Annotated in this window: 24 protein-coding genes; 13 read left to right on the forward strand and 11 right to left on the reverse strand. The window is 63.1% G+C overall.

Annotated elements, in window-relative coordinates:
• Positions 1–50 precede the first annotated feature (50 nt).
• Both choX and betC read right to left on the reverse strand, forming a co-directional pair.
• Positions 51–977: a choline ABC transporter substrate-binding protein gene (choX, locus tag J5X93_RS00475; RefSeq protein WP_102082100.1), complete on the reverse strand. Its 927-nt coding sequence runs from the start codon at positions 975–977 to the stop codon at positions 51–53.
• 14 nt (positions 978–991) lie between these two features.
• Positions 992–2,509 carry a choline-sulfatase gene (betC, locus tag J5X93_RS00480; RefSeq protein WP_043207615.1) on the reverse strand — a complete coding sequence of 506 codons (1,518 nt, stop codon included), beginning with the start codon at positions 2,507–2,509 and terminating at the stop codon, positions 992–994.
• 109 nt (positions 2,510–2,618) lie between these two features.
• Here betC and J5X93_RS00485 point away from each other — a divergent pair, with 109 nt between their 5' ends.
• A complete protein-coding gene (locus tag J5X93_RS00485; RefSeq protein WP_250034255.1) occupies positions 2,619–3,518 on the forward strand; it encodes a choline sulfate utilization transcriptional regulator in 900 nt (299 codons plus the stop codon).
• A gap of 45 nt (positions 3,519–3,563) precedes the next feature.
• Here J5X93_RS00485 and J5X93_RS00490 read toward each other — a convergent pair whose 3' ends face one another.
• On the reverse strand, positions 3,564–4,181 hold the full coding sequence (locus J5X93_RS00490) for an NAD(P)-dependent oxidoreductase (protein WP_090344094.1): 618 nt from the start codon (positions 4,179–4,181) through the stop codon (positions 3,564–3,566).
• Between the two features lie 54 nt (positions 4,182–4,235).
• Here J5X93_RS00490 and J5X93_RS00495 point away from each other — a divergent pair, with 54 nt between their 5' ends.
• Positions 4,236–4,565, forward strand: coding sequence for a DOPA 4,5-dioxygenase family protein (locus tag J5X93_RS00495; RefSeq protein WP_043207625.1), 330 nt, complete (start codon positions 4,236–4,238; stop codon positions 4,563–4,565).
• An 84-nt stretch (positions 4,566–4,649) separates the two neighbouring features.
• On the opposite strand, the gene trpA is transcribed toward J5X93_RS00495, so the two are convergent.
• Together trpA and trpB are read right to left on the reverse strand one after the other, a co-directional pair.
• Entirely contained in the window at positions 4,650–5,459 is an 810-nt protein-coding gene (trpA, locus tag J5X93_RS00500; protein ID WP_043207627.1) for a tryptophan synthase subunit alpha, read from the reverse strand.
• Entirely contained in the window at positions 5,456–6,673 is a 1,218-nt protein-coding gene (gene trpB, locus J5X93_RS00505; RefSeq protein WP_043207629.1) for a tryptophan synthase subunit beta, read from the reverse strand. Before trpB ends, trpA begins: the two co-directional genes overlap by 4 nt.
• 161 nt (positions 6,674–6,834) lie before the next feature.
• Here trpB and J5X93_RS00510 point away from each other — a divergent pair, with 161 nt between their 5' ends.
• Positions 6,835–7,731, forward strand: coding sequence for a LysR family transcriptional regulator (locus J5X93_RS00510; protein ID WP_043207631.1), 897 nt, complete (start codon positions 6,835–6,837; stop codon positions 7,729–7,731).
• Here J5X93_RS00510 and J5X93_RS00515 read toward each other — a convergent pair.
• Positions 7,728–8,051: an ElaB/YgaM/YqjD family protein gene (locus tag J5X93_RS00515; RefSeq protein WP_043207633.1), complete on the reverse strand. Its 324-nt coding sequence runs from the start codon at positions 8,049–8,051 to the stop codon at positions 7,728–7,730. The genes J5X93_RS00510 and J5X93_RS00515 overlap by 4 nt on opposite strands.
• Before the next feature lie 154 nt (positions 8,052–8,205).
• On the opposite strand from J5X93_RS00515, the gene J5X93_RS00520 reads away from it, so the two are divergent.
• Both J5X93_RS00520 and J5X93_RS00525 read left to right on the forward strand, forming a co-directional pair.
• Positions 8,206–8,421 (forward strand): dodecin, encoded by a 216-nt coding sequence (locus tag J5X93_RS00520; protein WP_043207635.1) that lies wholly within the window; start codon positions 8,206–8,208, stop codon positions 8,419–8,421.
• A gap of 106 nt (positions 8,422–8,527) precedes the next feature.
• Positions 8,528–8,749 carry a DUF1161 domain-containing protein gene (locus tag J5X93_RS00525; RefSeq protein ID WP_043207638.1) on the forward strand — a complete coding sequence of 74 codons (222 nt, stop codon included), beginning with the start codon at positions 8,528–8,530 and terminating at the stop codon, positions 8,747–8,749.
• 82 nt (positions 8,750–8,831) lie between these two features.
• Here J5X93_RS00525 and J5X93_RS00530 read toward each other — a convergent pair whose 3' ends face one another.
• Positions 8,832–9,836: an LLM class flavin-dependent oxidoreductase gene (locus J5X93_RS00530; RefSeq protein WP_070575681.1), complete on the reverse strand. Its 1,005-nt coding sequence runs from the start codon at positions 9,834–9,836 to the stop codon at positions 8,832–8,834.
• Positions 9,837–9,987: 151 nt separating this feature from the next.
• On the opposite strand from J5X93_RS00530, the gene J5X93_RS00535 reads away from it, so the two are divergent.
• Entirely contained in the window at positions 9,988–10,413 is a 426-nt protein-coding gene (locus J5X93_RS00535; protein ID WP_043207643.1) for an OsmC family protein, read from the forward strand.
• 70 nt (positions 10,414–10,483) lie between these two features.
• Positions 10,484–10,717 carry a DUF1161 domain-containing protein gene (locus J5X93_RS00540; RefSeq protein ID WP_043207645.1) on the forward strand — a complete coding sequence of 78 codons (234 nt, stop codon included), beginning with the start codon at positions 10,484–10,486 and terminating at the stop codon, positions 10,715–10,717.
• 20 nt (positions 10,718–10,737) lie between these two features.
• Here J5X93_RS00540 and J5X93_RS00545 read toward each other — a convergent pair whose 3' ends face one another.
• Both J5X93_RS00545 and J5X93_RS00550 read right to left on the reverse strand, forming a co-directional pair.
• The gene (locus tag J5X93_RS00545; RefSeq protein WP_043207647.1) at positions 10,738–11,151 is read right to left on the reverse strand and encodes a PA0061/PA0062 family lipoprotein; all 414 of its coding nucleotides are present in this window, start codon (positions 11,149–11,151) and stop codon (positions 10,738–10,740) included.
• Between the two features lie 78 nt (positions 11,152–11,229).
• Positions 11,230–11,646, reverse strand: coding sequence for a PA0061/PA0062 family lipoprotein (locus J5X93_RS00550; RefSeq protein WP_043207649.1), 417 nt, complete (start codon positions 11,644–11,646; stop codon positions 11,230–11,232).
• A 66-nt stretch (positions 11,647–11,712) separates the two neighbouring features.
• Here J5X93_RS00550 and J5X93_RS00555 point away from each other — a divergent pair, with 66 nt between their 5' ends.
• On the forward strand, positions 11,713–12,804 hold the full coding sequence (locus J5X93_RS00555) for an aminopeptidase (RefSeq protein ID WP_250034256.1): 1,092 nt from the start codon (positions 11,713–11,715) through the stop codon (positions 12,802–12,804).
• Between the two features lie 96 nt (positions 12,805–12,900).
• Here the strand turns inward: J5X93_RS00555 and J5X93_RS00560 are convergent, their stop codons facing one another.
• Positions 12,901–13,551 (reverse strand): HAD family hydrolase, encoded by a 651-nt coding sequence (locus J5X93_RS00560; protein WP_043207657.1) that lies wholly within the window; start codon positions 13,549–13,551, stop codon positions 12,901–12,903.
• Positions 13,552–13,654: 103 nt separating this feature from the next.
• Complete coding sequence (locus J5X93_RS00565; RefSeq protein ID WP_043207659.1) at positions 13,655–14,203, reverse strand: gamma carbonic anhydrase family protein; 549 nt, start codon at positions 14,201–14,203, stop codon at positions 13,655–13,657.
• Positions 14,204–14,306: 103 nt separating this feature from the next.
• On the opposite strand from J5X93_RS00565, the gene prlC reads away from it, so the two are divergent.
• The 5 genes from prlC to J5X93_RS00590 all read left to right on the forward strand — a co-directional run bounded on the left by prlC (position 14,307) and on the right by J5X93_RS00590 (position 20,908).
• Entirely contained in the window at positions 14,307–16,358 is a 2,052-nt protein-coding gene (gene prlC / locus J5X93_RS00570) for an oligopeptidase A (RefSeq protein ID WP_250034257.1), read from the forward strand.
• A complete protein-coding gene (locus tag J5X93_RS00575) occupies positions 16,355–16,636 on the forward strand; it encodes a YheV family putative zinc ribbon protein (protein WP_043207663.1) in 282 nt (93 codons plus the stop codon). Before prlC ends, J5X93_RS00575 begins: the two co-directional genes overlap by 4 nt.
• A gap of 128 nt (positions 16,637–16,764) precedes the next feature.
• Complete coding sequence (locus J5X93_RS00580; RefSeq protein WP_250034258.1) at positions 16,765–18,765, forward strand: M3 family metallopeptidase; 2,001 nt, start codon at positions 16,765–16,767, stop codon at positions 18,763–18,765.
• Positions 18,766–18,846: 81 nt separating this feature from the next.
• Positions 18,847–19,905: a PA0069 family radical SAM protein gene (locus tag J5X93_RS00585; protein ID WP_043207668.1), complete on the forward strand. Its 1,059-nt coding sequence runs from the start codon at positions 18,847–18,849 to the stop codon at positions 19,903–19,905.
• Positions 19,906–20,188: 283 nt separating this feature from the next.
• Positions 20,189–20,908, forward strand: coding sequence for a carbonic anhydrase (locus J5X93_RS00590; RefSeq protein WP_043207671.1), 720 nt, complete (start codon positions 20,189–20,191; stop codon positions 20,906–20,908).
• The last annotated feature ends 183 nt before the right edge of the window (positions 20,909–21,091 follow it).

A 21,091-nucleotide genomic window follows, 5' to 3' on the forward strand; every position in this document is an offset into this window, starting at 1 on the left:
TGTGGGCGCGGGCATACCCGTGTCCACAGGGGTTATGGTCGCTCAGCGGATCAAAGTCTAGCTTTTACAGCCTCTTGGGCATCCCCACCTTCTTTGGTGGTCACCCCGGCCAGCCAAGTGTTCAACGATTCTGGATGCGCCTTCACCCAGGCCTTGGCCGCTTCATCGAAACTCACCTTCTTGTCCACAACCTCGGCCATGATGCTGTTTTCCATCTCCAGACTGAAGCGCAGGTTGCCCAGCAGTTTCGCTGCATTTGGGCAGGCCTGTGGATAACCCTTGCGCACCAGGGTGTACACCTCCCCCTTATCGCCGAACCACTGCTCGCCGCCGGTCAAATAATGCATCTTGAGCTTCACGTTCATCGGGTGCGGTGTCCAGCCGAGGAAGGTGATGAACTGTTTTTTCTGCACCGCACGCTGGACCTGAGCCAGCATCGCCTGTTCGCTGGATTCGACGAGCTTCCACTGCCCCAGGCCGAAGGCGTTCTTGCCGATGATTTCTTTGAGCGACAGGTTGGCCGGTGCCCCGGAGCCGATGCCGTAGAGCTTGTTGCCGAACGCGTCGACATGTTTTTGCAGGTCAGCGAAGTCTTTCACGCCGGCCTCCCAGACGTAATCCGGCACCGCGAGGGTGAATTGCGTACCTTCAAGGTTGCGCGCCAGACGCTGCACGTCGCCGTTGGCGACGAACTTGTCGTGAAAGCCCTGCTGCGCGGGCATCCAGTTGCCTAGGAAGGCATCCACCTGGCCGTCCTTGAGGCCGCCGAAGATGATCGGTACGGCCAGGTTGTCGATCTTCACCTGGTAGCCGAGGCTCTCCAGGAGCAGGCGGGCCACGGCATTGGTGGAGGCGATGTCGCTCCAGCCGGGGTCGGCCATTTTGACGGTGGTGCATTGGCTATCGCTGTCGGCGTGGGCCGGGATGGCGGTCAGGCCCAGGGCCAGGGCGATCAGGGCGGTGGAGAACTTCTTCATGGCGGTCTCTCTGCTCAATCCAGGGGTGCGGGCTGTGGATAACGTGCCTTGCGCTCGAGGTCGTCGAGATCGATGTGGTTGCGCATGTACTGTTGGCTGGCGTCCACCCAGGGTTGGTGGTCCCAGCTTTTGAGCTTGCCGATGGAAAGCGCCTCTGCCACCAGACGACGACGGCGCTGGCTGGCCAGCACTTGCTGGCGCAGGACGGGAATGTCCCAGCGTTGGCGGGCTTGATCGACAAATGCCTGCAGCAGCGCCTGATGATCCGGGCTGCCGGTGAGGTTCTCCCGCTCGTGCGGGTCGCGGCTCAGGTCATAGAGTAGACATGGGTCGTCCTCGCTGTACACGAACTTGTATGGGCCTCGGCGGATCATCATCAGCGGGCCGACGGTGCCCTCGGCCATGTATTCGCCGATCACCTCGTCATGCCCACCCTGCCCTTGCAGGTGCCCGACCAGGGAGCGGCCATCCAGGTGCAGGGCTGGTTCGACTGCGCCACCAGCCAGCTCCACCAGGGTTGGTAACAGGTCACAGGTGGAGACGTTGGCGCTGATCCGCGCCGGGGCGAAGCGTTTGGGCGCGTGCACCAGAAGTGGCACCCGGGCCGACATCTCGAACCAGTGCATCTTGTACCAGAGCCCGCGCTCGCCAAGCATGTCGCCGTGGTCACCGGAAAATACGATCAGGGTGTCCTCGGCCAGGTCGCATTCCTCCAGGGTCTGCAGGAGCTTGCCGATGTTGTCGTCGATATAGCTGCAGGCGCCGAAATAGGCGCGGCGGGCATCGCGGACCTTGTGCGGCGGCAGGGGTTTGTCCCACAGGTCATAGACCTTGAGCAGGCGTTGGGAGTGCGGGTCCTGCTCGTCTTGGGCAATGGTTGCAAGCGGCATGGGGATATCCACACCGTCGTACAGATCCCAGTAGTGCTTGGGAATCGTGTAGGGATCATGGGGGTGCGTCATGGAGACGGTCAGGCAGAACGGCCGGCCGTCGCCCTCGCGAACATGGTCGTAGAGATACTGGCGGGCCTTGAACACCACCTCTTCATCGAAATCCAGTTGGTTGGTGCGCACGCAGGGCCCGGCCTGCAGTACCGAGGACATGTTGTGGTACCAGCTCGGGCGCAGGTCGGGTGCGTCCCAGTTCACGGCCCAACCGTAGTCGGCCGGGTAGATGTCGCTGGTCAGTCGTTCTTCGTAGCCGTGCAGTTGGTCTGGCCCACAGAAATGCATCTTGCCAGAGAGCGCGGTGCGATAGCCCAGGCGACGCAGGTAATGAGCATAAGTGGGCACGTCGGCTGGGAAATCCGCAGCGTTGTCGTAGGCACCAATGCGGCTGGGCAGTTGCCCGCTGACCAGGGTGAAACGCGAGGGTGCGCACAGCGGGCTGTTGCAGTACGCAGCTTCGAACACCACCGCCTGTTCGGCCAGGCGGCTCAAGTGCGGCATCTTGATGGGGGATGAGCTGTAGATGGGCAGCAAGGGCGCGGCCATCTGGTCGGCCATGATGAACAGGATGTTGGGTCGCTTCATGGGGGCCTTCCATCGTTGGAGGTTATGGGAACCGCTTGCGATCGAGGATGCGACTGTGGATAACATGGGTAAAGCCCATGCCGGGCAATGAGTGGGATTAGCTACGCTTATGTTTGAGCACCTCGCTGACGTTTCTCTGGATACCTTGCGGGTCTTCGAGGCTGCCGCCCGGTTGCGGGGCTTTACCGCTGCGGCATTGGAGCTGGGCACTACGCAGCCGGCGGTGAGCCAGCAGGTCAAGCGCCTGGAGGCCCAGTTGGGCACGCGCCTGTTCGACCGGATCTACCGGGGAATTGAGTTGACCGAGACCGGCCAGGCGCTGTTCGAGCAGATTCACCAAGCGTTGCTGGCGATGGACGACGGCATCGCCCAGGCCAGTGGGCGCGGCCAGCGCGAAGTGTTGCAGGTGGCCACCGACTTCGCCTTTGCGGCCTTTTGGCTGATGCCACGGTTGCCGCGCTTCCATGAGGCTTATCCACAGGTGGACGTCAGCCTGGTGACCGGTGAGCGTAGTCAGGCCATGCTGCGTCCGGACATCGACGTGGCGGTGCTGTTTGGCGATGGCCGTTTTCACCAGGGCGAGAGTCGCTGGCTGTTCGACGAAGAGGTCTTCCCTGTCTGCAGCCCCAACCTGATGCGTGGCAAACCCGCGTCAGCCGAGGCTTTGCAACGATTACCCCTGCTTCATCTGCACGGTGAACAGGCCAGTCGCTGGTTCGATTGGACGGGGGTCTTTCGAGGGTTCGGTCTACACAGTCCACCCCCGCCTGGGCAGATGCGTTTCGACAATTACACGCTGTTGATCCAGGCGGCGATTGCCGGCCAAGGTGTGGCGATCGGTTGGCGACATTTGGTGGATGGGCTGGTGGACCAAGGGCTATTGTGCCGGCCGCTCGAAGGCAGTTTGCGCTCGACGCGCGGGTATTACGTGGTATTGCCGCCGCGCAAGCGGCGTGGGGCGTTGATCCAGCGGTTCGTGGATTGGCTGGAGCAGGAGCGAGGGCTGTGATGCCACGGGCGCTGCTTTGCGGCCCAGCGCAGGCAGCCCCGCGTTCTAGAGCACGAAGTTCACGTGCTCGCCCTGATGCAGATTCAACTCGAGGGCATCGACCATCCCTGCCGCAATCCGCGCCAATCGCTGCAAAGGCCCGGCCAGTCCGGGCTCCAGGGTTCCATCGAGGTTGCGGAAATGCTCGATGCCCAGGCCTGGCATCTCTTCAGGGGCGTTGATCAGCGTCCAGCGCAGCGCGCTGCGTTGCAGTTGATCGACGATCTGGTCTGCGCACGCCCGTTGCGCTTCGCTGTGCCCGGCCGGCTTGTCCAGCACATCGAAATCGCCCACCAGCAACAGCCGGCGTATAGTCGTACGCGAAAGGCCTGCCACCAGGGCTTCGGCCATTTGCCGTTGCGCAGGCAGATCGTCTGGCGCCAGCGCTGAAAGCAAGGCGATCACCGCCGAGCCTCCGGCCACGCTCTGTTCGGCCTGGTGCTTGTCACCTAGCGCGCCTCGCTTGAAGTGCAGCCCAGGACGCGGTGCGTGACGGTTAAGGTCATCGACCACCGCGGTGACCTCGTGCTGGCGCGACAGCAGCTCGACGATCAATGCACTGCCCAGGCTGCTTTCGGCACCGAACAGAACCAGTTTGAACACTGGAGTCTCGGCATTTTTCACAGGATCGCTCCCCTTCGCTGGCCAGTGATCCTTTGACCTCATTTGGGAGTAATCGTGCAAAGGATCAAGGGTTATCACGCCCACGTGTACTACGACGCAGCGACGATGGAGCAGGCCCGGGCGCTGTGCGAGGAAGCGGCGCGGCTGTTTCCCGTGACTATGGGGCGCATGCACCAGAAGCCGGTCGGGCCGCATCCGGACTGGAGCTGCCAGCTGGCCTTCGGGCCGGAAGTGGTGGGCGTGGTGTTGCCGTGGTTGGCGCTGTATCGCAAGGGGTTGGTGGTGTTCCTGCATCCGCTGACGGGGGATGAGCTGGCGGATCACCGGGATCATGCGATCTGGATGGGGGCCGTGCGGCCACTGGACTTGTCGATATTCGAATGAAAGGGCCGCTTTGCGGCCCATCGCAGGCTATCGCCAGCCCCCGCGAGCGGTGACTCCCGCGGGGCTGGCGCTGCGCTCGCTAGGTTACAGGCGGGCGCCGCGTACGCCTTCAGCCAGTGCCGAGCACAGGCTCAGCACATCAGCCACTGCCTGGTCGGCACTCTTGGCTTGGGCGATCTTGTCGACCAGCGCCGAACCGACCACCACGCCTTCGGACAGCTTGGCGATCGCCGCTGCCTGCTCCGGTGTGCGGATGCCGAAACCCACGCTGATGGGCAGGTCGGTGTGGCGGCGCAGGCGAGCGATGGCCTGCTGCACGTGCTCGGTGGTGGCCGAGCCCGCACCGGTCACGCCGGCCACCGAGACGTAGTAGACGAACCCGGAGCTGCGCTCCAGCACCCGCGGCAGGCGGGCGTCATCGGTGGTCGGGGTGGTCAGGCGGATGAAGTCGATGCCTGCGGCCTGGGCCGGGGTGGCCAGCTCGGCGTCGTGCTCAGGCGGCAGGTCGACGATGATCAGGCCATCGACGCCGGCGTCCTTGGCCTCTGCCACGAAGCGCTCCACGCCAAAGCGATGGATCGGGTTGTAGTAGCCCATCAGCACGATCGGCGTGGTCTGGTTGCCGACGCGGAACTCGCGGACCATCTGCAAGGTTTTCGCCAGGGTCTGACCGGCATCCAGGGCGCGCAAGGTCGCCAGCTGGATGGCCACGCCATCGGCCATCGGGTCGGTGAACGGCATGCCCAGCTCGATCACGTCGGCGCCTGCTTCGGGCAGGCCCTTGAGGATGGCCAGGGAAGCGTCATAGCCAGGGTCGCCGGCAGTGATGAAGGTGACCAGCGCAGAGCGGCCTTGGGCCTTCAGCTCGGCGAAGCGGTGTTCAAGACGGCTCATGGCTGTTTCTCCTGGGCGGCCATATGGTTCATCACGGTTTGCATGTCCTTGTCGCCACGTCCGGACAGGCACACGACCATCAGGTGGTCCTTGGGCAGGTTCGGTGCGCGCTTGATCGCTTCGGCCAGAGCATGGGAGCTCTCCAGGGCCGGAATGATGCCTTCCAGGCGGCAGCAGGTGTGGAAGGCGTCGAGGGCTTCATCGTCGGTGATGCTGACGTACTCGACACGTTTCACTTCGTGCAGGTAGGCGTGTTCAGGGCCGATCCCCGGGTAGTCCAGGCCGGCGGAGATCGAGTGGGCATCGGTGATCTGGCCATCCGCGTCCTGCAGCAGGTACGTGCGGTTGCCATGCAGCACGCCCGGGACGCCGCCGTTGAGGCTGGCGGCGTGCTTGTCGGTGTTCACGCCGTGGCCACCGGCTTCGACGCCGATGATTTGCACGCTGGCATCATCGAGGAAGTCGTGGAACAGGCCCATGGCGTTGGAGCCACCGCCGACGCACGCAATCAGGCTATCAGGCAGGCGGCCTTCCTTCTCATGCAACTGGGCGCGGGTTTCCTTGCCGATGATCGATTGGAAATCGCGGACCATCGCCGGGTACGGGTGAGGACCTGCCACGGTGCCGATCAGGTAGAAGGTGTCGTCGACGTTGGTGACCCAGTCGCGCAGGGCCTCGTTCATGGCGTCCTTGAGGGTGCCGGTGCCGGCGGTGACCGGGACGATCTCGGCGCCCAGCAGCTTCATGCGGAACACGTTGGCTTGCTGGCGCTCGATGTCGGTGGCGCCCATGTAGATCACGCAGGGCAGGCCGAAGCGTGCGGCCACGGTGGCGGTGGCGACGCCGTGCATGCCGGCGCCGGTCTCGGCGATCAGGCGTTTCTTGCCCATGCGTTTGGCCAGCAGCACTTGGCCAATGCAGTTGTTCACCTTGTGCGCGCCGGTGTGGTTGAGTTCTTCACGCTTGAAGAAGATTTTCGCGCCGCCGCAGTGTTCGGTCAGGCGCTCAGCGAAGTACAGCGGGTTGGGACGGCCGATGTAGTCGCGCTGGAAGTAGGCCAATTCCTCGAGGAACTTCGGATCGGCCTTGGCCGCTTCGTATTCGCGGGCCAGGTCCAAGACCAGCGGCATCAGGGTTTCGGCCACGTAGCGGCCGCCGAACGAGCCGAACAGGCCGTTGGCGTCGGGGCCGGCGCGGTATTGGGTCTGGGTCATGGGGCGCTCCATAGGCGATGTGATCAGTGAAATCGTGTGGGCCTGTGCGCAGCTGAACCCGCGAACAGGCCTTTCTCGTCGATGGGCCTACTCTAACCACGACATGGCTGGCTGAAAACCGATAAGATTGCGATAACTTGTCAGAAAATCTCACATATAAAATGCGCCAGGATCTCCCCCCTCTCAATGCCTTGCGGGCCTTCGAGGCCACTGCCCGGCTCAACAGCGTCAGCCAGGCTGCCGAGCAGCTACACGTGACCCACGGCGCCGTCAGCCGACAGATCAAGGTACTCGAGGAGCATCTGGGTGTGGCCTTGTTCGTCAAGGATGGGCGCGGCATCAAACTCACAGATGCCGGGTCACGCCTGCGCGATGCGAGCTTCGATGCCTTCGATCGGCTGCGCACGGTCTGCGCGGAGCTCAGCCGTGATGTCAGCGAGGCGCCGTTCGTGCTGGGGTGTTCTGGCAGTCTGCTGGCGCGCTGGTTCATCCCGCGTTTGGGACGGCTTAAGGCTGACTTGCCGGAGCTGCGGCTGCATTTGTCCGCCGGTGAAGGCGACCTGGACCCCCGGCGCCCCGGACTGGATGCCTTGCTGGTGTATGCCGAGCCGCCGTGGCCTGCGGACATGCAGGTTCATGTGTTGGCCCAGGAGCGCATCGGGCCGGTGGTGAGCCCGCATTTCGCGGGTTTCGAGCGCTTGCGCAGCGCGCCGGCCAAAGCGTTGCTCGATGAAGCCCTACTGGATACCACCTCGCGCCCACAGGCCTGGCCGACCTGGGCCGAGCAGCAAGGGCTTGACCCGGCCGCGTTGAGGTTCGGCCAAGCCTTCGAGCATTTGTATTACCTGCTGGAGGCCGCAGTGGCCGGTCTGGGGGTGGCCATCGCTCCGCAACCGCTGGTGGCGGATGACCTACGGGCCGGGCGGCTGAGCGCACCTTGGGGCTTCTCGCCTACCCGCGCAGCCTTGGCGCTATGGGTGCCGCGACGCGCCGCGGACGGGCGCGCCGAGCAGTTGGCGCAGTGGCTGCGCAACGAGCTGGACCTTCAAACGACTTAGTTGCGCTTGCACATCAGCCAGGCGGCCAGCAGGCCGAGGGCACCGATGGCGACGCCTGCGGTGGTCCAGGGATGTTCCTGGGCGTAATCGCGGGTGGCGATGCCGGTCTGGCGGGTGCGGGCTTTGACTTCTTCGTAGGCTTCGCCCATCAGTGTTCGCGACTGCCTGAGCGCGTTCTCGGCGTTGCTGCGGATCGCTTTCATGGATTTCTGCGACTCTTCCGAGGCGTCGTGCTTGAGGTGTTCGAGGGTCTTGAGCAGGCTTTCGATCTCCGCCTCCATGCTTTCCAGCGACGCTTTACGCAGCGAGTTGTAGGCCATGATGACTCTCCTTCGCGTGGGTTGGGTTGTAAGGGTTGCGACTGTGCAGCGAAGCGAAAGTGCGATCGAACTTTCGTTTGCCATGCAAGTTCGCAGGTAAAGCGGGCCTGCGCTGCTAGGCTCAAATCTCACACGCCAACCAAGGAGAGCGCTCATGTCCGATCATCGCACCTACAAGAAGATCGAGCTGGTCGGGTCCTCGCCCACCAGCATCGAGGACGCGATCAACAATGCCCTGGCTGAAGCCGGCAAGAGCATCAAGCATTTGGAGTGGTTCGAAGTCGTCGATACCCGTGGCCATATCCGCGATAACCAGGTCGCGCACTTCCAGGTCACGCTGAAGGTCGGTTTCCGCATCGCCAACAGCTGAAACAGGCCCAGGCTGGCTTCGCCCGGCCAGATGGGGTAAAGGTTGCAGGGTGCCATTTCGATAATGGCACCCTGTCCTTTTTTGATCTGAACAAGGAAAGCGATCGATGAAGAAACTGATTCTGGCGGTGGGTTTGATGGCGCTGGCAGGCGGGGCATTTGCGGCTGGGAAGCCGTGCGAAGAGCTCAAGGCCGAGATTGCGGCGAAGCTGGATGCCAAGGGCGTGAAAGACTACACGCTGGAGATCGTGAACAAGGGCGAGCCGGCGGGCAAAGTGGTCGGTACCTGCGAAGGCGGTACCAAGGAAATCGTCTATCGACGGGGTTGAGTGAATGAACGCTTCGCGGGTGAACCCGCTCCCACGTGCTCTGCGTTGAGGCCTGTGGAAGCGGGTTCACCCGCGAAAAGCACTACTCGGTCTTGAGCGCCTGGGCCAGCAGCTCGTAAGAGCGCAACCGATCCGCATGCTCATACAGGTCGCAGGTGAAGATCAGCTCATCGGCACCGGTCTGCTCCAATAGCACTTCCACCTTGGCCCGCACCTTCTGCGGGCTGCCGATCATCGCCAAGCCCAGGAAACTGCCCACCGCATCGCGTTCGTGGGGCAGCCACAAGCCGTCCATGCTCGGCACCGGTGGTCGCTGCATCAGGCTTTGGCCACGGATCAGCGCGAGGATGCGCTGGTACACGGAGGTGGCCAGATACTCGGCCTGTTCATCGGTGTCGGCCACGACCATCGGCACGCCCAGCATCACGTAGGGCTTGTCGAGCACGGTCGAGGGCTTGAAGTGGTCGCGGTAGATGCGGATCGCCTCATGCATGTAGCGTGGGGCGAAGTGCGAGGCGAAGGCGTAGGGCAGCCCGCGCATGCCGGCCAGCTGGGCGCTGAACAGACTGGAGCCCAACAGCCAGATCGGCACGTCGGTGTCATGGCCGGGCACGGCGATGACCTTCTGGTCCGGCGTGCGAGGGCCCAGATAGCGCGATAGCTCTTCGACATCATCCGGGAAATCATCGGCGCTGCCGGAGCGTTCGCGGCGCAGTGCGCGGGCGGTCATCTGGTCGGAGCCTGGCGCACGGCCAAGGCCCAGGTCGATACGGCCGGGATACAGGCTGGCCAAGGTGCCGAACTGCTCGGCGATGACCAGTGGCGCGTGGTTGGGCAGCATCACGCCGCCAGAGCCGATGCGGATGCTCGAGGTACCGCCGGCCAAATAGCCGATCAGCACCGCCGTGGCGGAGCTTGCGATGCCATCCATGTTGTGGTGTTCGGCCACCCAGAAGCGGTTGTAGCCCCAGCGTTCGACGTGCTGCGCCAGATCCAGCGAGTTGCGCAGGGACTGGGCCGGGCCGCCGTCGGCGCGCACCGGTACCAGGTCGAGGGTAGAAATCTTCAGGTCACGCAGGTGCGTCATTGGAGCCTCCGCAGAAATTTGGCCAAGGGGCCTTGAAGACTCTGTATGGGCAGTTTCCGGGGTTTCAATGTTGAGCGTCGGATTGTTCTGAACTTGCATAGGGTGCCGTCCTCAGAACCCATAGGTACTCATCCTATGACCAGGAGGCAGCATGAAAAAGACAGCATCGGCGATCTGGCAAGGCGGGCTCAAGGACGGCAAGGGCTCGCTGTCCACCGAGAGTGGGGCGCTCAAGCAGAATCCCTATGGCTTCAACACCCGCTTCGAAGGCTCGCCTGGGACCAACCCGGAGGAGCTGATTGGTGCGGCGCATGCGGGGTGTTTCTCGATGGCCCTGTCGATGATGCTGGGCGAGGCCGGCTTGACCGCAGAACGCATCGACACCATTGCCGAAGTGAGCCTGGACAAGCAGCCGGACGGTTTCGCCATCACCGCCGTGCACCTGATCCTCAAGGCCAAGGTTCCTGGCGCCAGCGAGGCGCAGTTTCAGGAAATCGCCAACAAGGCCAAGGCCGGCTGCCCGGTATCGAAGGTACTGAACGCCACGATCAGCCTGGACGCGAGGTTGGTTGCTTAGGCGCAACAGGGGCGGTTTCCTGTAGTCTAACCAGCGTTGGCAGCTGGTCTGCCTCTTCAGGAGCCGTCCCATGATCCGCGTTGCAACCGCCGTGCTGGTTTCCCTGCTGGCCACGACCGCCCTGGCCGCGCCCAAGCCGTGCGAAGAACTCAAGGCCGAAATCGAAGCGAAGATCCAGGCCGCGGGCGTGACGTCCTACACTTTGGAAATCGTGCCCAATAGCGAGGTCCGCGACCAGAACATGATCGTCGGCAGCTGTGATGGCGGGACCAAGAAAATCATCTACCAGAAAAACGATCGGTAGAAAGGGCCCGCGCTTGCGGGTCACGGAATGCAGAAAACGTTGCTGGGCTCGTCCACCACCACCGTGCGTTTGGCATCGTACAGCAGCACCTGCGGCTGCATTACCGGCGCTCGGGCTTCCAGACGATAGCGTTCACCGGCCTTGAAGTCGTCGTAGCGCACGGTCAGGTAGCAGGTGCGTTCGGTTGGATCGGTCGAGAAGCCGCCTGCGTACACCTCGTAGTCGAAGCGCACCACCAACTCGTGCCTGCCAGGTGTGACCTGGAAGTAGCGGCCATCATCGAGCCGTTTGCCGTCCAGGCGGTCGGCCATGATGGTCCTGCCGGGGGTGATGGTGTAGAGATCGACCCAGGCCTGCTTGGGGTCGACGGGCGGCAAGGGGCTGGCGCAGGCCCCCAGCGCACTGAGGGCGATCAGCATCATGGGCTGGCGCATGGCGAAACTCCCGCTTGCGATTCACAAGCTATAAGCATAGCGCCGACAGGCCCGCACTGTCGCGAAAGTCGTGGTCTTTCAGGTGCGCTGGCAGCCTGCTGGCAAGCCTTGGCTGACGAGTTTTCGCTGCTGGTCGTACAGCTTGATCCAGGGGCGGAAACCGATGCTGCCGGCTTGCAGTTGGTAACGCTGGCCGGCACTGAAATCCTTGAAGGTCAGATTGAGCTGACAGTCACGCCACAAGGGTTCGTCGACCGGGCCGATGTTGCTCGGCTCCACGGCGAACTGGTAGCGCACAGTGAGCTCATGGTTGCCAGGCTGGACTTCGAAATAACGGGTGTCGGCCCAGTCGCGTTCGTCCACCTGCACTGCGTGCAGTGACGTGTTGTCGAAAGGCGCGAGATCGACCCAGGCCTGATTAGGGTCTGGCGCCGGCAACGTGGAGCATCCGGACAGCAGCACGAGCGTGCCGGCGATGACAATCATTGAACGCATGGCGAAACGCCCCCCTGGCGAGATAGTCTTGGACCGCACTGGCCGTGAGCGAGATAGACAGCCTTGATGTTCCGACTTTTTATTTTACAGCGCTCAAGCCCTGGGCCTCTCGACCGCGTTTTCACCCGTTTGGTTCCCGTCCTTGCAGCCCTCCTGCTGAACGGTTGCAGCAGCCTTGGCTATTACGGACAACTGGCCGAAGGGCAATGGCAGTTGCTGCGCGCACGCCAGCCGGTGCAGCGCCTGCTTGATGACCCCACCACTCCTGCTCCCTTGCGCCAGCGACTGGCGCAGGCCGAGCTGGCCCGGTCGTTCGCCAGCGAGCACCTGAAACTGCCGGACAACCGCAGTTACCGCGTCTACGCCGATCTGGGCCGACCCTATGTGGTCTGGAACGTGTTCGCCACGCCGGAGCTTTCGTTGCAGCCGGTGACCCATTGCTTCCCGATCGCCGGTTGTGTCGCCTACCGCGGCTACTACCGACAAGGCGCGGCCCGGGGGGCGGCGGCACTGATGCGCCAGCAAGGACTGGACACCTATGTGGGGGGCGTCGAAGCGTATTCGACCCTGGGCTGGTTCGACGATCCGATTCTCTCCTCGATGGTCGGCTGGGGCGACGAGCGTCTGGCCGCGGTGATCTTCCACGAGCTGGCGCACCAGCGTTTCTATGTGCAGGACGACACAGAGTTCAACGAGTCTTTTGCCTCGTTCGTCGAGCAGGAAGGATCGCGGCAATGGCGCGCAGCCCGTGGGCTTGCAGCGATTCGGGAGGATTCGCTGCGCCAGCGCGAGCAGTTCATCCAACTGGTGCTGGACAGTCGAGCGCGGCTCGAGGCGATCTACGCAAGCCCACGCAATGAGCCAGCCAAGCGGGCGGCCAAGCAGGCGGAGTTCGCACGGCTGCGCCAGGCCTATCGGCAGGTGCGCGATGAGCAGTGGCAAGGGGACAAACGCTATGACGCCTGGATGTATGGGCCGATGAACAACGCCAAGCTGTTGCCGTTCGGGCTGTATGACCAGTGGGTGCCGGCGTTTGCGGCGTTGTTTAGGCAAGCGGGCGGAGACTGGAGCCGGTTCTACCGGCAGGTCGAGGCGCTGGGGCGGTTGCCGCTCGAAGAGCGCAAGACGCGGTTGGCGCGATTGGCTGCAAGCCGGTGAGTGGGGCCGGCTTGCGCCCTTTGCAGGCTTCTACAAGGGTCACCGCTGCCCTGTAGGAGCCTGCGAACGGGCTGCAACAGCAGCCGCCCCCTGCACTTAATGACCGACGAATGCCTGGTGCATCTGCGCCAGGGTCTCGAAATGAAATGCCGGCGCTTCGGCTGTGAGCTCTTCACGGCTGCCGAAGCCATACCCCACCGCCACCGCCTGCAAGCCGTTGCTGCGCGCACCGATCAGGTCGTGCTTGCGGTCCCCGATCATCAGCGTCTGGGCCGGGTCCAGCCCTTCCTCGTCCAGCAGGTGGCGAATCAGCTCGACCTTGTTGGTGCGGGTGCCATCCAGTTCGCTGCCGTAGATCACCTTGAAGTGGTGGTCGAAGGCAAAGTGCCGGGCGATCTCCCGGGCGAACTCCCAGGGCTTGGAGGTGGCGATGTAAAGCGTGCGGCCTTGGCTGTTGAGGGTTTCGAGCAGTTCTGGCACGCCGTCGAACACCAGGTTCTCGTACAGGCCCGTGACACGGAAGCGCTCACGATAGAAGTTCACCGCCTCCCAGGCTTTGGCTTCGTCGAAGCCATAGAACTGCATGAAGGCTTGCAGTAAAGGTGGGCCGATGAAGTGTTCGAGGCGGGTCAGGTCCGGCTCGTCGATGCCCAGCTTGGCCAGGGCGTACTGGATCGAACGGGTGATGCCCAGGCGTGGGTCGGTCAGGGTGCCGTCGAGGTCGAAGAGAATGTTCTGTTGGTGCATGTACAAAGGGTTCCACTTGAATGCTGCGTGGCGTTGTTCGCGGGTAGACCCGCTCCCACAAGGTCAATCGTAGGGCTTGTGGCGCGGTTAGTCGCGAAGACGGTCATTCGGGCCGGTCGTAGCCTTCGGCCAGGTGCTGGTCCTTGAGCTTGACGTAATTGGCGGCGCTGTAGGTAAAGAACGCCCGTTCCTTGTCGGTCAGCGGGCGGGCTTGCTTGGCCGGGCTGCCGACGTACAGGTAGCCGCTCTCCAGGCGTTTGCCGGGGGGGACCAGGCTGCCAGCACCGATGATCACTTCGTCCTCTACCACCGCGCCATCCATGATCGTGCAGCCCATGCCGACCAGGATGCGGTTGCCAAGGGTACAGCCATGCAGCATCACTTTGTGACCGATCGTCACATCGTCGCCGATCAGCAGTGGAAAACCGTCAGGGTTGAAGGGGCCGGCGTGGGTAATGTGCAGCACGCTGGCGTCCTGCACGCTGGTGCGTGCGCCGATGCGGATGCGGTGCATGTCGCCGCGAATGACGGTCAGCGGCCAGACCGAGCTGTCCTCGCCGATCTCCACGTCGCCCAGCACCACCGCCGAACGATCGATGAAAACCCTGGGTCCAACTTTCGGAGTGTGTTGTGCAAAGCGTCGGATGGCCATGATAGCGCCCCTCTTGAATGCCGATAGGCGGGCTGCCTGCTGCGGTCGGCGTCGATTGTAATTAAGATGGTCCCGTGTTTCCTCCTGCCAAGGTATCTAAACCGTGAGTGCGAACAACCCGCTTCTGCAGTCCTACGATCTGCCGCCCTTCTCGGCGATCCGTGCCGAACACGTGCTGCCGGCGATCGAGCAGATCCTGGCCGATAACCGAAAAGCCATTGCACAGATCCTTGAACAGCAAGGCCAGAACCCGACCTGGGCCGGCCTGGTGCTGGCGATGGACGAGCTTAACGACCGCCTGGGCGCCGCCTGGAGCCCGGTCAGCCACCTCAATGCGGTGTGCAACAGCAAGGAACTGCGTGAGGCCTACGAGTCCTGCTTGCCTGCGCTGAGCGCCTATTCCACCGAGCTGGGGCAGAACCGCGCCCTGTTCGAAGCGTATGAAGCCCTGGCCAAGAGCCCCGAAGCCGCGGGCTTTGATGTGGCGCAGAAGACCATCATCGACCACGCCCTGCGGGACTTCCGTCTGTCGGGTATCGACCTGCCGGCCGACAAGCAGCAGCGCTACGCCGAGGTGCAAAGCCGCCTGAGCGAGCTGGGCAGCCGCTTCTCCAACCAATTGCTGGACGCCACCCAGGCCTGGACCAAACACGTCACCGACGAAGCGCAGCTCGCCGGCCTGACCGACTCGGCCAAGGCGCAGATGGCCGCCGCTGCCCAGGCCAAGGGCCTGGACGGTTGGTTGATCACCCTGGAGTTCCCCAGCTACTACGCGGTGATGACCTACGCCAATGACCGCGCCTTGCGCGAAGAACTCTACGCCGCCTACTGCACCCGCGCCTCCGATCAAGGCCCGAACGCCGGCCAGTTCGACAATGGCCCGGTGATGAGCGAAATCCTCGACCTGCGCCAGGAGCTCGCTGAGCTTCTGGGCTACAAGAACTACGCCGAGCTGAGCCTGGCCACCAAGATGGCCGAGTCCAGCGACCAGGTGCTGAGCTTCCTGCGCGATCTGGCCAAACGCAGCAAACCGTTCGCCGCTCAGGATCTGGAGCAGCTCAAGGCCTACGCCGCCGAGCAGGGCTGCCAGGAGCTTTCGAGCTGGGACGCCGGCTATTACGGCGAGAAGCTGCGCGAGCAGCGCTACAGCGTCTCCCAGGAGGCCCTGCGCGCCTACTTCCCGATCGACAGGGTGCTTTCGGGCCTGTTCACCATCGTGCAGCGCCTGTACGGCATCGAGATTGCCGAGCTCAAGGGCTTCGACACCTGGCATCCGGACGTACGCCTGTTCGAGATCAAGGAAAACGGCCAGCACGTGGGCCGCTTCTTCTTCGACCTGTACGCCCGCGCCAACAAGCGTGGCGGTGCCTGGATGGACGGCGCTCGCGACCGTCGCCGTACTGCCGCCGGCAGCCTGCAGAGCCCGGTGGCGAACCTGGTGTGCAACTTTACCCCGGCCGCGCCTGGCAAGCCGGCGCTGTTGACCCACGACGAAGTCACCACCCTGTTCCATGAGTTCGGCCATGGCCTGCACCACCTGCTCACCCGCATCGAGCATGCGGGCGTCTCCGGCATCAATGGTGTGGCCTGGGATGCCGTGGAGCTGCCGAGCCAGTTCATGGAGAACTGGTGCTGGGAGCCTGAAGGCCTGGCGCTGATCTCCGGCCACTACGAGACCGGCGAGCCTCTGCCTCAGGACCTGCTGGACAAGATGCTGGCGGCCAAGAACTTCCAGTCGGGCATGATGATGGTGCGTCAGCTGGAGTTTTCGCTGTTCGACTTCGAACTGCACGCCAACCATGGCGATGGGCGCAGCGTGCTGCAGGTGCTCGAAGGTGTGCGCGACGAGGTGTCGGTGATGCGCCCGCCGGCGTACAACCGCTTCCCGAACAGCTTCGCCCACATCTTCGCGGGTGGTTACGCGGCCGGTTATTACAGCTACAAGTGGGCAGAAGTGCTTTCGGCGGATGCCTTCTCGCGCTTCGAGGAAGAAGGCGTGTTCAATGCCGAGACCGGCCGTGCCTTCCGCGAAGCAATCCTGGCCCGTGGCGGCTCCCGCGAGCCGATGGTGCTGTTCGTCGACTTCCGTGGCCGCGAGCCCTCCATCGATGCGCTGCTGCGCCATAGTGGCCTGACCGAGGATGCGGCGGCATGAGCGAGGTTCCTGTGAGCAAAACCAAGAAGCGCTTCATCGCCGGGGCGGTCTGCCCGGCGTGCAGCGAGCCCGACAAGCTGATGATGTGGAATGAAGACGGTGTGCCGCACCGCGAGTGCGTAGCCTGCGGTTTCACCGACACCCTGAACGAGCAGGGCCTGTCGGTGCCGACCGAGCTGGGCACCCGGGTCAACCACTTGGCGCCCAAGGCCGCGCCGGCCAAGGTGCAGACCGTGCAGTTCTTCCCCAATCCTAAGCTGAAGAAACCGGCCGAATGAGGCCGCCGCACCGCTGGGCCAAGGCCCGGTGGTGCGTGCCTGCCCAGGCAGGTGGTAGTTATGCAGCCACCTGCGCAGGGCCTTGCGTTCCATGCTCGCGTTGATCATCAACCGAGCAGGAACCTCCCATGCAAGCCCGCAATCCCCTACTGAACGACAATCGTGCGCCCATCGATTACGACAGCGTGACGCTCGAGCACGTTAAGTCGGCCCTCGACACTGTGGCCGGAGCCTATGAAACCGGTCTGTCGCAAGTGCTGGAAGGTCAGCAAAAACAGCCCAGCTGGGATGGGTTGGTGTTGGCGATGGACAACGTCATAGCCGATCTGCAGGCGACCGTCTTTGCGACCCTGCCCCTGGCCAACAAAGGTGAGGCCTGGCATACCGCGTTTGGCGAAGGCTATCGTCGAGCGCAGCGCCTGTTCATGGAAAACCGCAGAAACAAGCCCCTGCACGCCCTCTATCAACGCCTGGCCACGGATGAGTCCAGCCTGGATGTCTATGAAAAGGCCACGCTGCGCAGGATCCTTCTGGAGTACCGCTTGGCCGGTGTACATCTGGATGCGCAGCAAAACGCCACGTTGGCGCAGCTGGAAGATGACATCAACGAACAGATCGGGGGCTTCTATCAGACGCTCGATGAAACGAGTGAACGATCGAGTATTCAGATCGAGGATGAGGCGCGCCTGCAAGGGGTGCCCCAGCGCTTGCGCGACCTGATGGCCCGGCAAGCCAAGGATGCCGGCCTGGAGGGCTGGCAGATTCTCTGCAATGAACGCAACGCCAAGGCCATTCTCGAATTCGCCGATGATCGGCGTCTGCGCGAGGCTGTCTATACGGCCTACCACTCCCGGGGTGTTCATTCGGATGAACAGCAAGACAATGGCACCCGCCTGCAGCAGCTGGCGCTTCTGCGGGAGCAGAAAGGGCAACTGATCGGAAACACCAGCTACGCGCAGCTGATCTTGCAGGGCAAGGCCGCAGGCAGCGTCGAGCCTGTTCATCAGTTGCTCCAGACGCTGGCGCAAAAGCTGCGGCCCGCCATGCTCAAAGCGCGCACCGCGCTTCAGGGCCTGGCTGCGCAGCATGATTTGGATGCAGTCCAACCATGGGACGTCCGGTACCTGCGAGCCCGCAAGCAGGCCATGAGCAATGAAGCGCTGCGCGGCTACTTCACGCTGGACAAGGTGGTGCACGCCTTGGTCGATCTGGCCGAGCGGGTCTTCGACCTGACGCTTGCGCCCTGCTCTGTCTCGGCGTGGCATCCCAGCGTGCGCAGCTTCACCGTGCACCAGGAAGGCGTGGAAGTCGGCATGCTGTATCTGGATGTCCTGATGCACCCAGGCAAGCAAGACGGAGCTCACACTATTGCCGTGCGCCATCGGCGTCGGGACGAACAGGGCCGGACGCATGGCGCTTCGGTAATGGTGGTCAGCGACGGCGAGCCAGGCTTGGGGGGCGAGCCAGCCCTGCTCGATCATCTGGCCCTGCGCAAACTGTTCCACGAGTTCGGCCACGGGCTGCACATCCTGCTGATGCCCGCCACCAACCATTTGCTGTCCGATCCAAACCGGGCAGGCTCGGATAGCCAGGAGTTCTTCGGCAAGTTTCTTGAGCGTTGGCTGTGGAACGCGCAGTACCTGGCGGACATCTCCAGCCATTACCTGACCGGTGAGCCGCTCACGCTGGCGCAGGCTCAGGCGGCCCTGGCCAACCTGCGCGAGGCGCAGTTGGAGAAGTGCGCCTTCGACGTGAGCATGGCGCTGTTCGATCTGGAGCTGCACAGCTCGCCCGGCGACGGCAAGTCCATCCAGCAGCGCCTGTCTGAATGCCGCGAACGTTGCGGCTGCTGGCCTTTGGCGAGCTTCGAGAAGCCGGCGCACGCGTTCGACTATCTGGTGGCCGGTTACGAGGCGGGTTATTACAGCTACGTCTGGGGCGAAGCACATGCCATCGACGTATTCACCCACTTCGAAAAATGGGGGTTGTTCGACAACAGGGCGGGTAAGCGCTTCCGGGCGGCATTCGCCAACTGGGCCAATGCCAAGGCGATGCCCGAAGGATGCGAGGAGTTTCTGGGACGACCTATGCAGATCGAGGCACTGTTGGACTGGTACGGTCTCGAATGAGGCGCACTGGCTGACGTAAGGCGCTAGAACGGATGATCATCCAGATGTACTGTACATGGATACAGTGATTTGGAGCCTGCGATGTATTCCCCAGCGCCGCAAAAAGGTCGAGGCACGACCCACAATCCGCTCAATCGTTTTTCTCCCAGCCATTCGACTGTGGAAGACGATGGCTGGTACCAGGACGTGCCGGCGACCCAAGGCACCGAGATCCGCATCGAGACCGCCAAGACCATCATCACCCGCAACACCTCGCCCGATCTGCCCTTCGACCGCTCGATCAACCCCTACCGGGGTTGCGAGCATGGCTGCATTTACTGCTACGCCCGACCCAGCCATGCCTACTGGGACCTCTCCCCTGGCCTGGATTTCGAGACCAAGCTGATCGCCAAGACCAACGCCGCCGAGGTGCTCGAGCAACAGCTGAGCAAGCCAGGCTATGTCTGCGCCCCCATCAACCTGGGTTCCAACACCGACCCCTATCAACCCATCGAACGGGAGCAGCAATTGACCCGGCGGCTGCTTCAGGTGCTGCTGCGCTATCGCCATCCGGTGACCATCGTCACCAAGGGAGCATTGGTGCTGCGTGACCTTGACCTGCTGGCCGAGCTGGCCAGCCAGCGCCTGGCGCGGGTGATGATCAGCCTTACCACGCTCGACGACACGCTCAAGCGCATCCTCGAGCCGAGAGCGGCGGCGCCCAAGGCACGTCTGCGGGCGATCCGCGTCCTGCGTGAGGCCGGGGTGCCGGTGGGGGTGCTGTGCTCGCCGATGATTCCCATGGTCAACGACAGCGAGCTGGAACACCTGCTGGAGGCGGCGAAGGATGCCGGCGCCCAGAGCGCGGCCTACATGATGTTGCGCCTGCCGTTGGAGGTGGCGCCGTTGTTCGAGCAGTGGCTGCAGGATCACTACCCGCAACGTGCCGCCCACGTATTGAGCCTGATTCGCCAGAGCCGCGGGGGCGAGCTGTACGACAGCCGGTTCGGGACGCGCATGCGTGGCGAGGGGGTGTTCGCTGAATTACTGGCGCAGCGGTTTCGCAAGGCGGCAAAGCGGCTGGGGTTCGAGGGGCGCGAGGCGCAGGCGCTCGATTGCACGGCCTTTTGCCCACCGGGTGGGCAGATGGCGTTGTTTTGAGGTGCGGTCCCATGGCCATCCTCAGCCTGGCTCATGCAAGCTGAGATTTTTATTCAGGAGTAGTGGCGATTGATATTTTTTTGCTACTATCGACGTCCCGCCTCATGAAGCTAGAACGCCCGTTCTAGAGCCTCCGAATTCAGTTTCAGTTAAGTTTTCTCCCGTAGCGTAAGTCGACAAGAGATTGTGATTTATCGCCTGTGCGTGTCATCTAACGCCCTGCATAGCCAGAATCTTTCCCCGGTAAAATGGACCTTACCTACAACCGCCAAGAGGATGAATCATGCCCGTCAAGGACCCAAACAAGGTCGTCCCGGCTGCACCTGCCGAAAGCGCCGATGCTGCCCTGAAGCATATCGTCGACGGCTTCCTGCGTTTTCACCATGACGTCTTCCCCGAGCAGCAAGAGCTGTTCAAGAAGCTCGCCACCGCGCAGAAGCCACGCGCGATGTTCATCACTTGTGCCGACTCACGCATCGTTCCGGAGCTGATCACTCAAAGCTCGCCGGGCGATCTGTTCGTGACCCGTAACGTCGGCAACGTCGTTCCGCCTTATGGTCAAATGAACGGTGGTGTTTCCACCGCCATCGAATACGCCGTGATGGCCCTGGGCGTGCACCACATCATTGTCTGTGGTCATTCCGACTGCGGCGCCATGCGTGCGGTGCTCAACCCCAACTCGCTGGAGAAGATGCCCACGGTCAAGGCCTGGCTGCGGCATGCCGAAGTGGCCCGTACCGTGGTCGAGGACAACTGCTCCTGCGGCAGCGAGCACGAAAGCATGCAGGTGCTGACCAAGGAAAACGTCATCGCCCAGTTGCATCACCTGCGCACCCATCCTTCGGTCGCCTCGCGCCTGGCAGCCGGCCAGCTGTTCATCCATGGCTGGGTCTACGACATCGAGACCAGCCAGATCGAAGCCTACGACGCCGCTTCCGACAGCTTCCTGCCGCTCACTGCCGGTGAGCCAATCCCCTGCGCTACACCGAGAGGCCGCTACTAAGCGACCCGAACACCTGCGTTGTTCTTGATAGCCGGTCGCACCCCTGCGGGGTGTGGCCTGGCTGTCGGCTGCCTTGAATTTCCCTGACAGACCTGCCGGCTTGCTGGCGGCCCGCGCCTGCGCGCGTGTCAGGGTTCCCCGTGCCTGCGGCCTTGGAGTGGCCGCCAAACTTGAGAAAGGAGC

This window comes from Pseudomonas sp. BYT-1 (assembly GCF_023611805.1).
Lineage (GTDB): Bacteria > Pseudomonadota > Gammaproteobacteria > Pseudomonadales > Pseudomonadaceae > Aquipseudomonas > Aquipseudomonas guariconensis.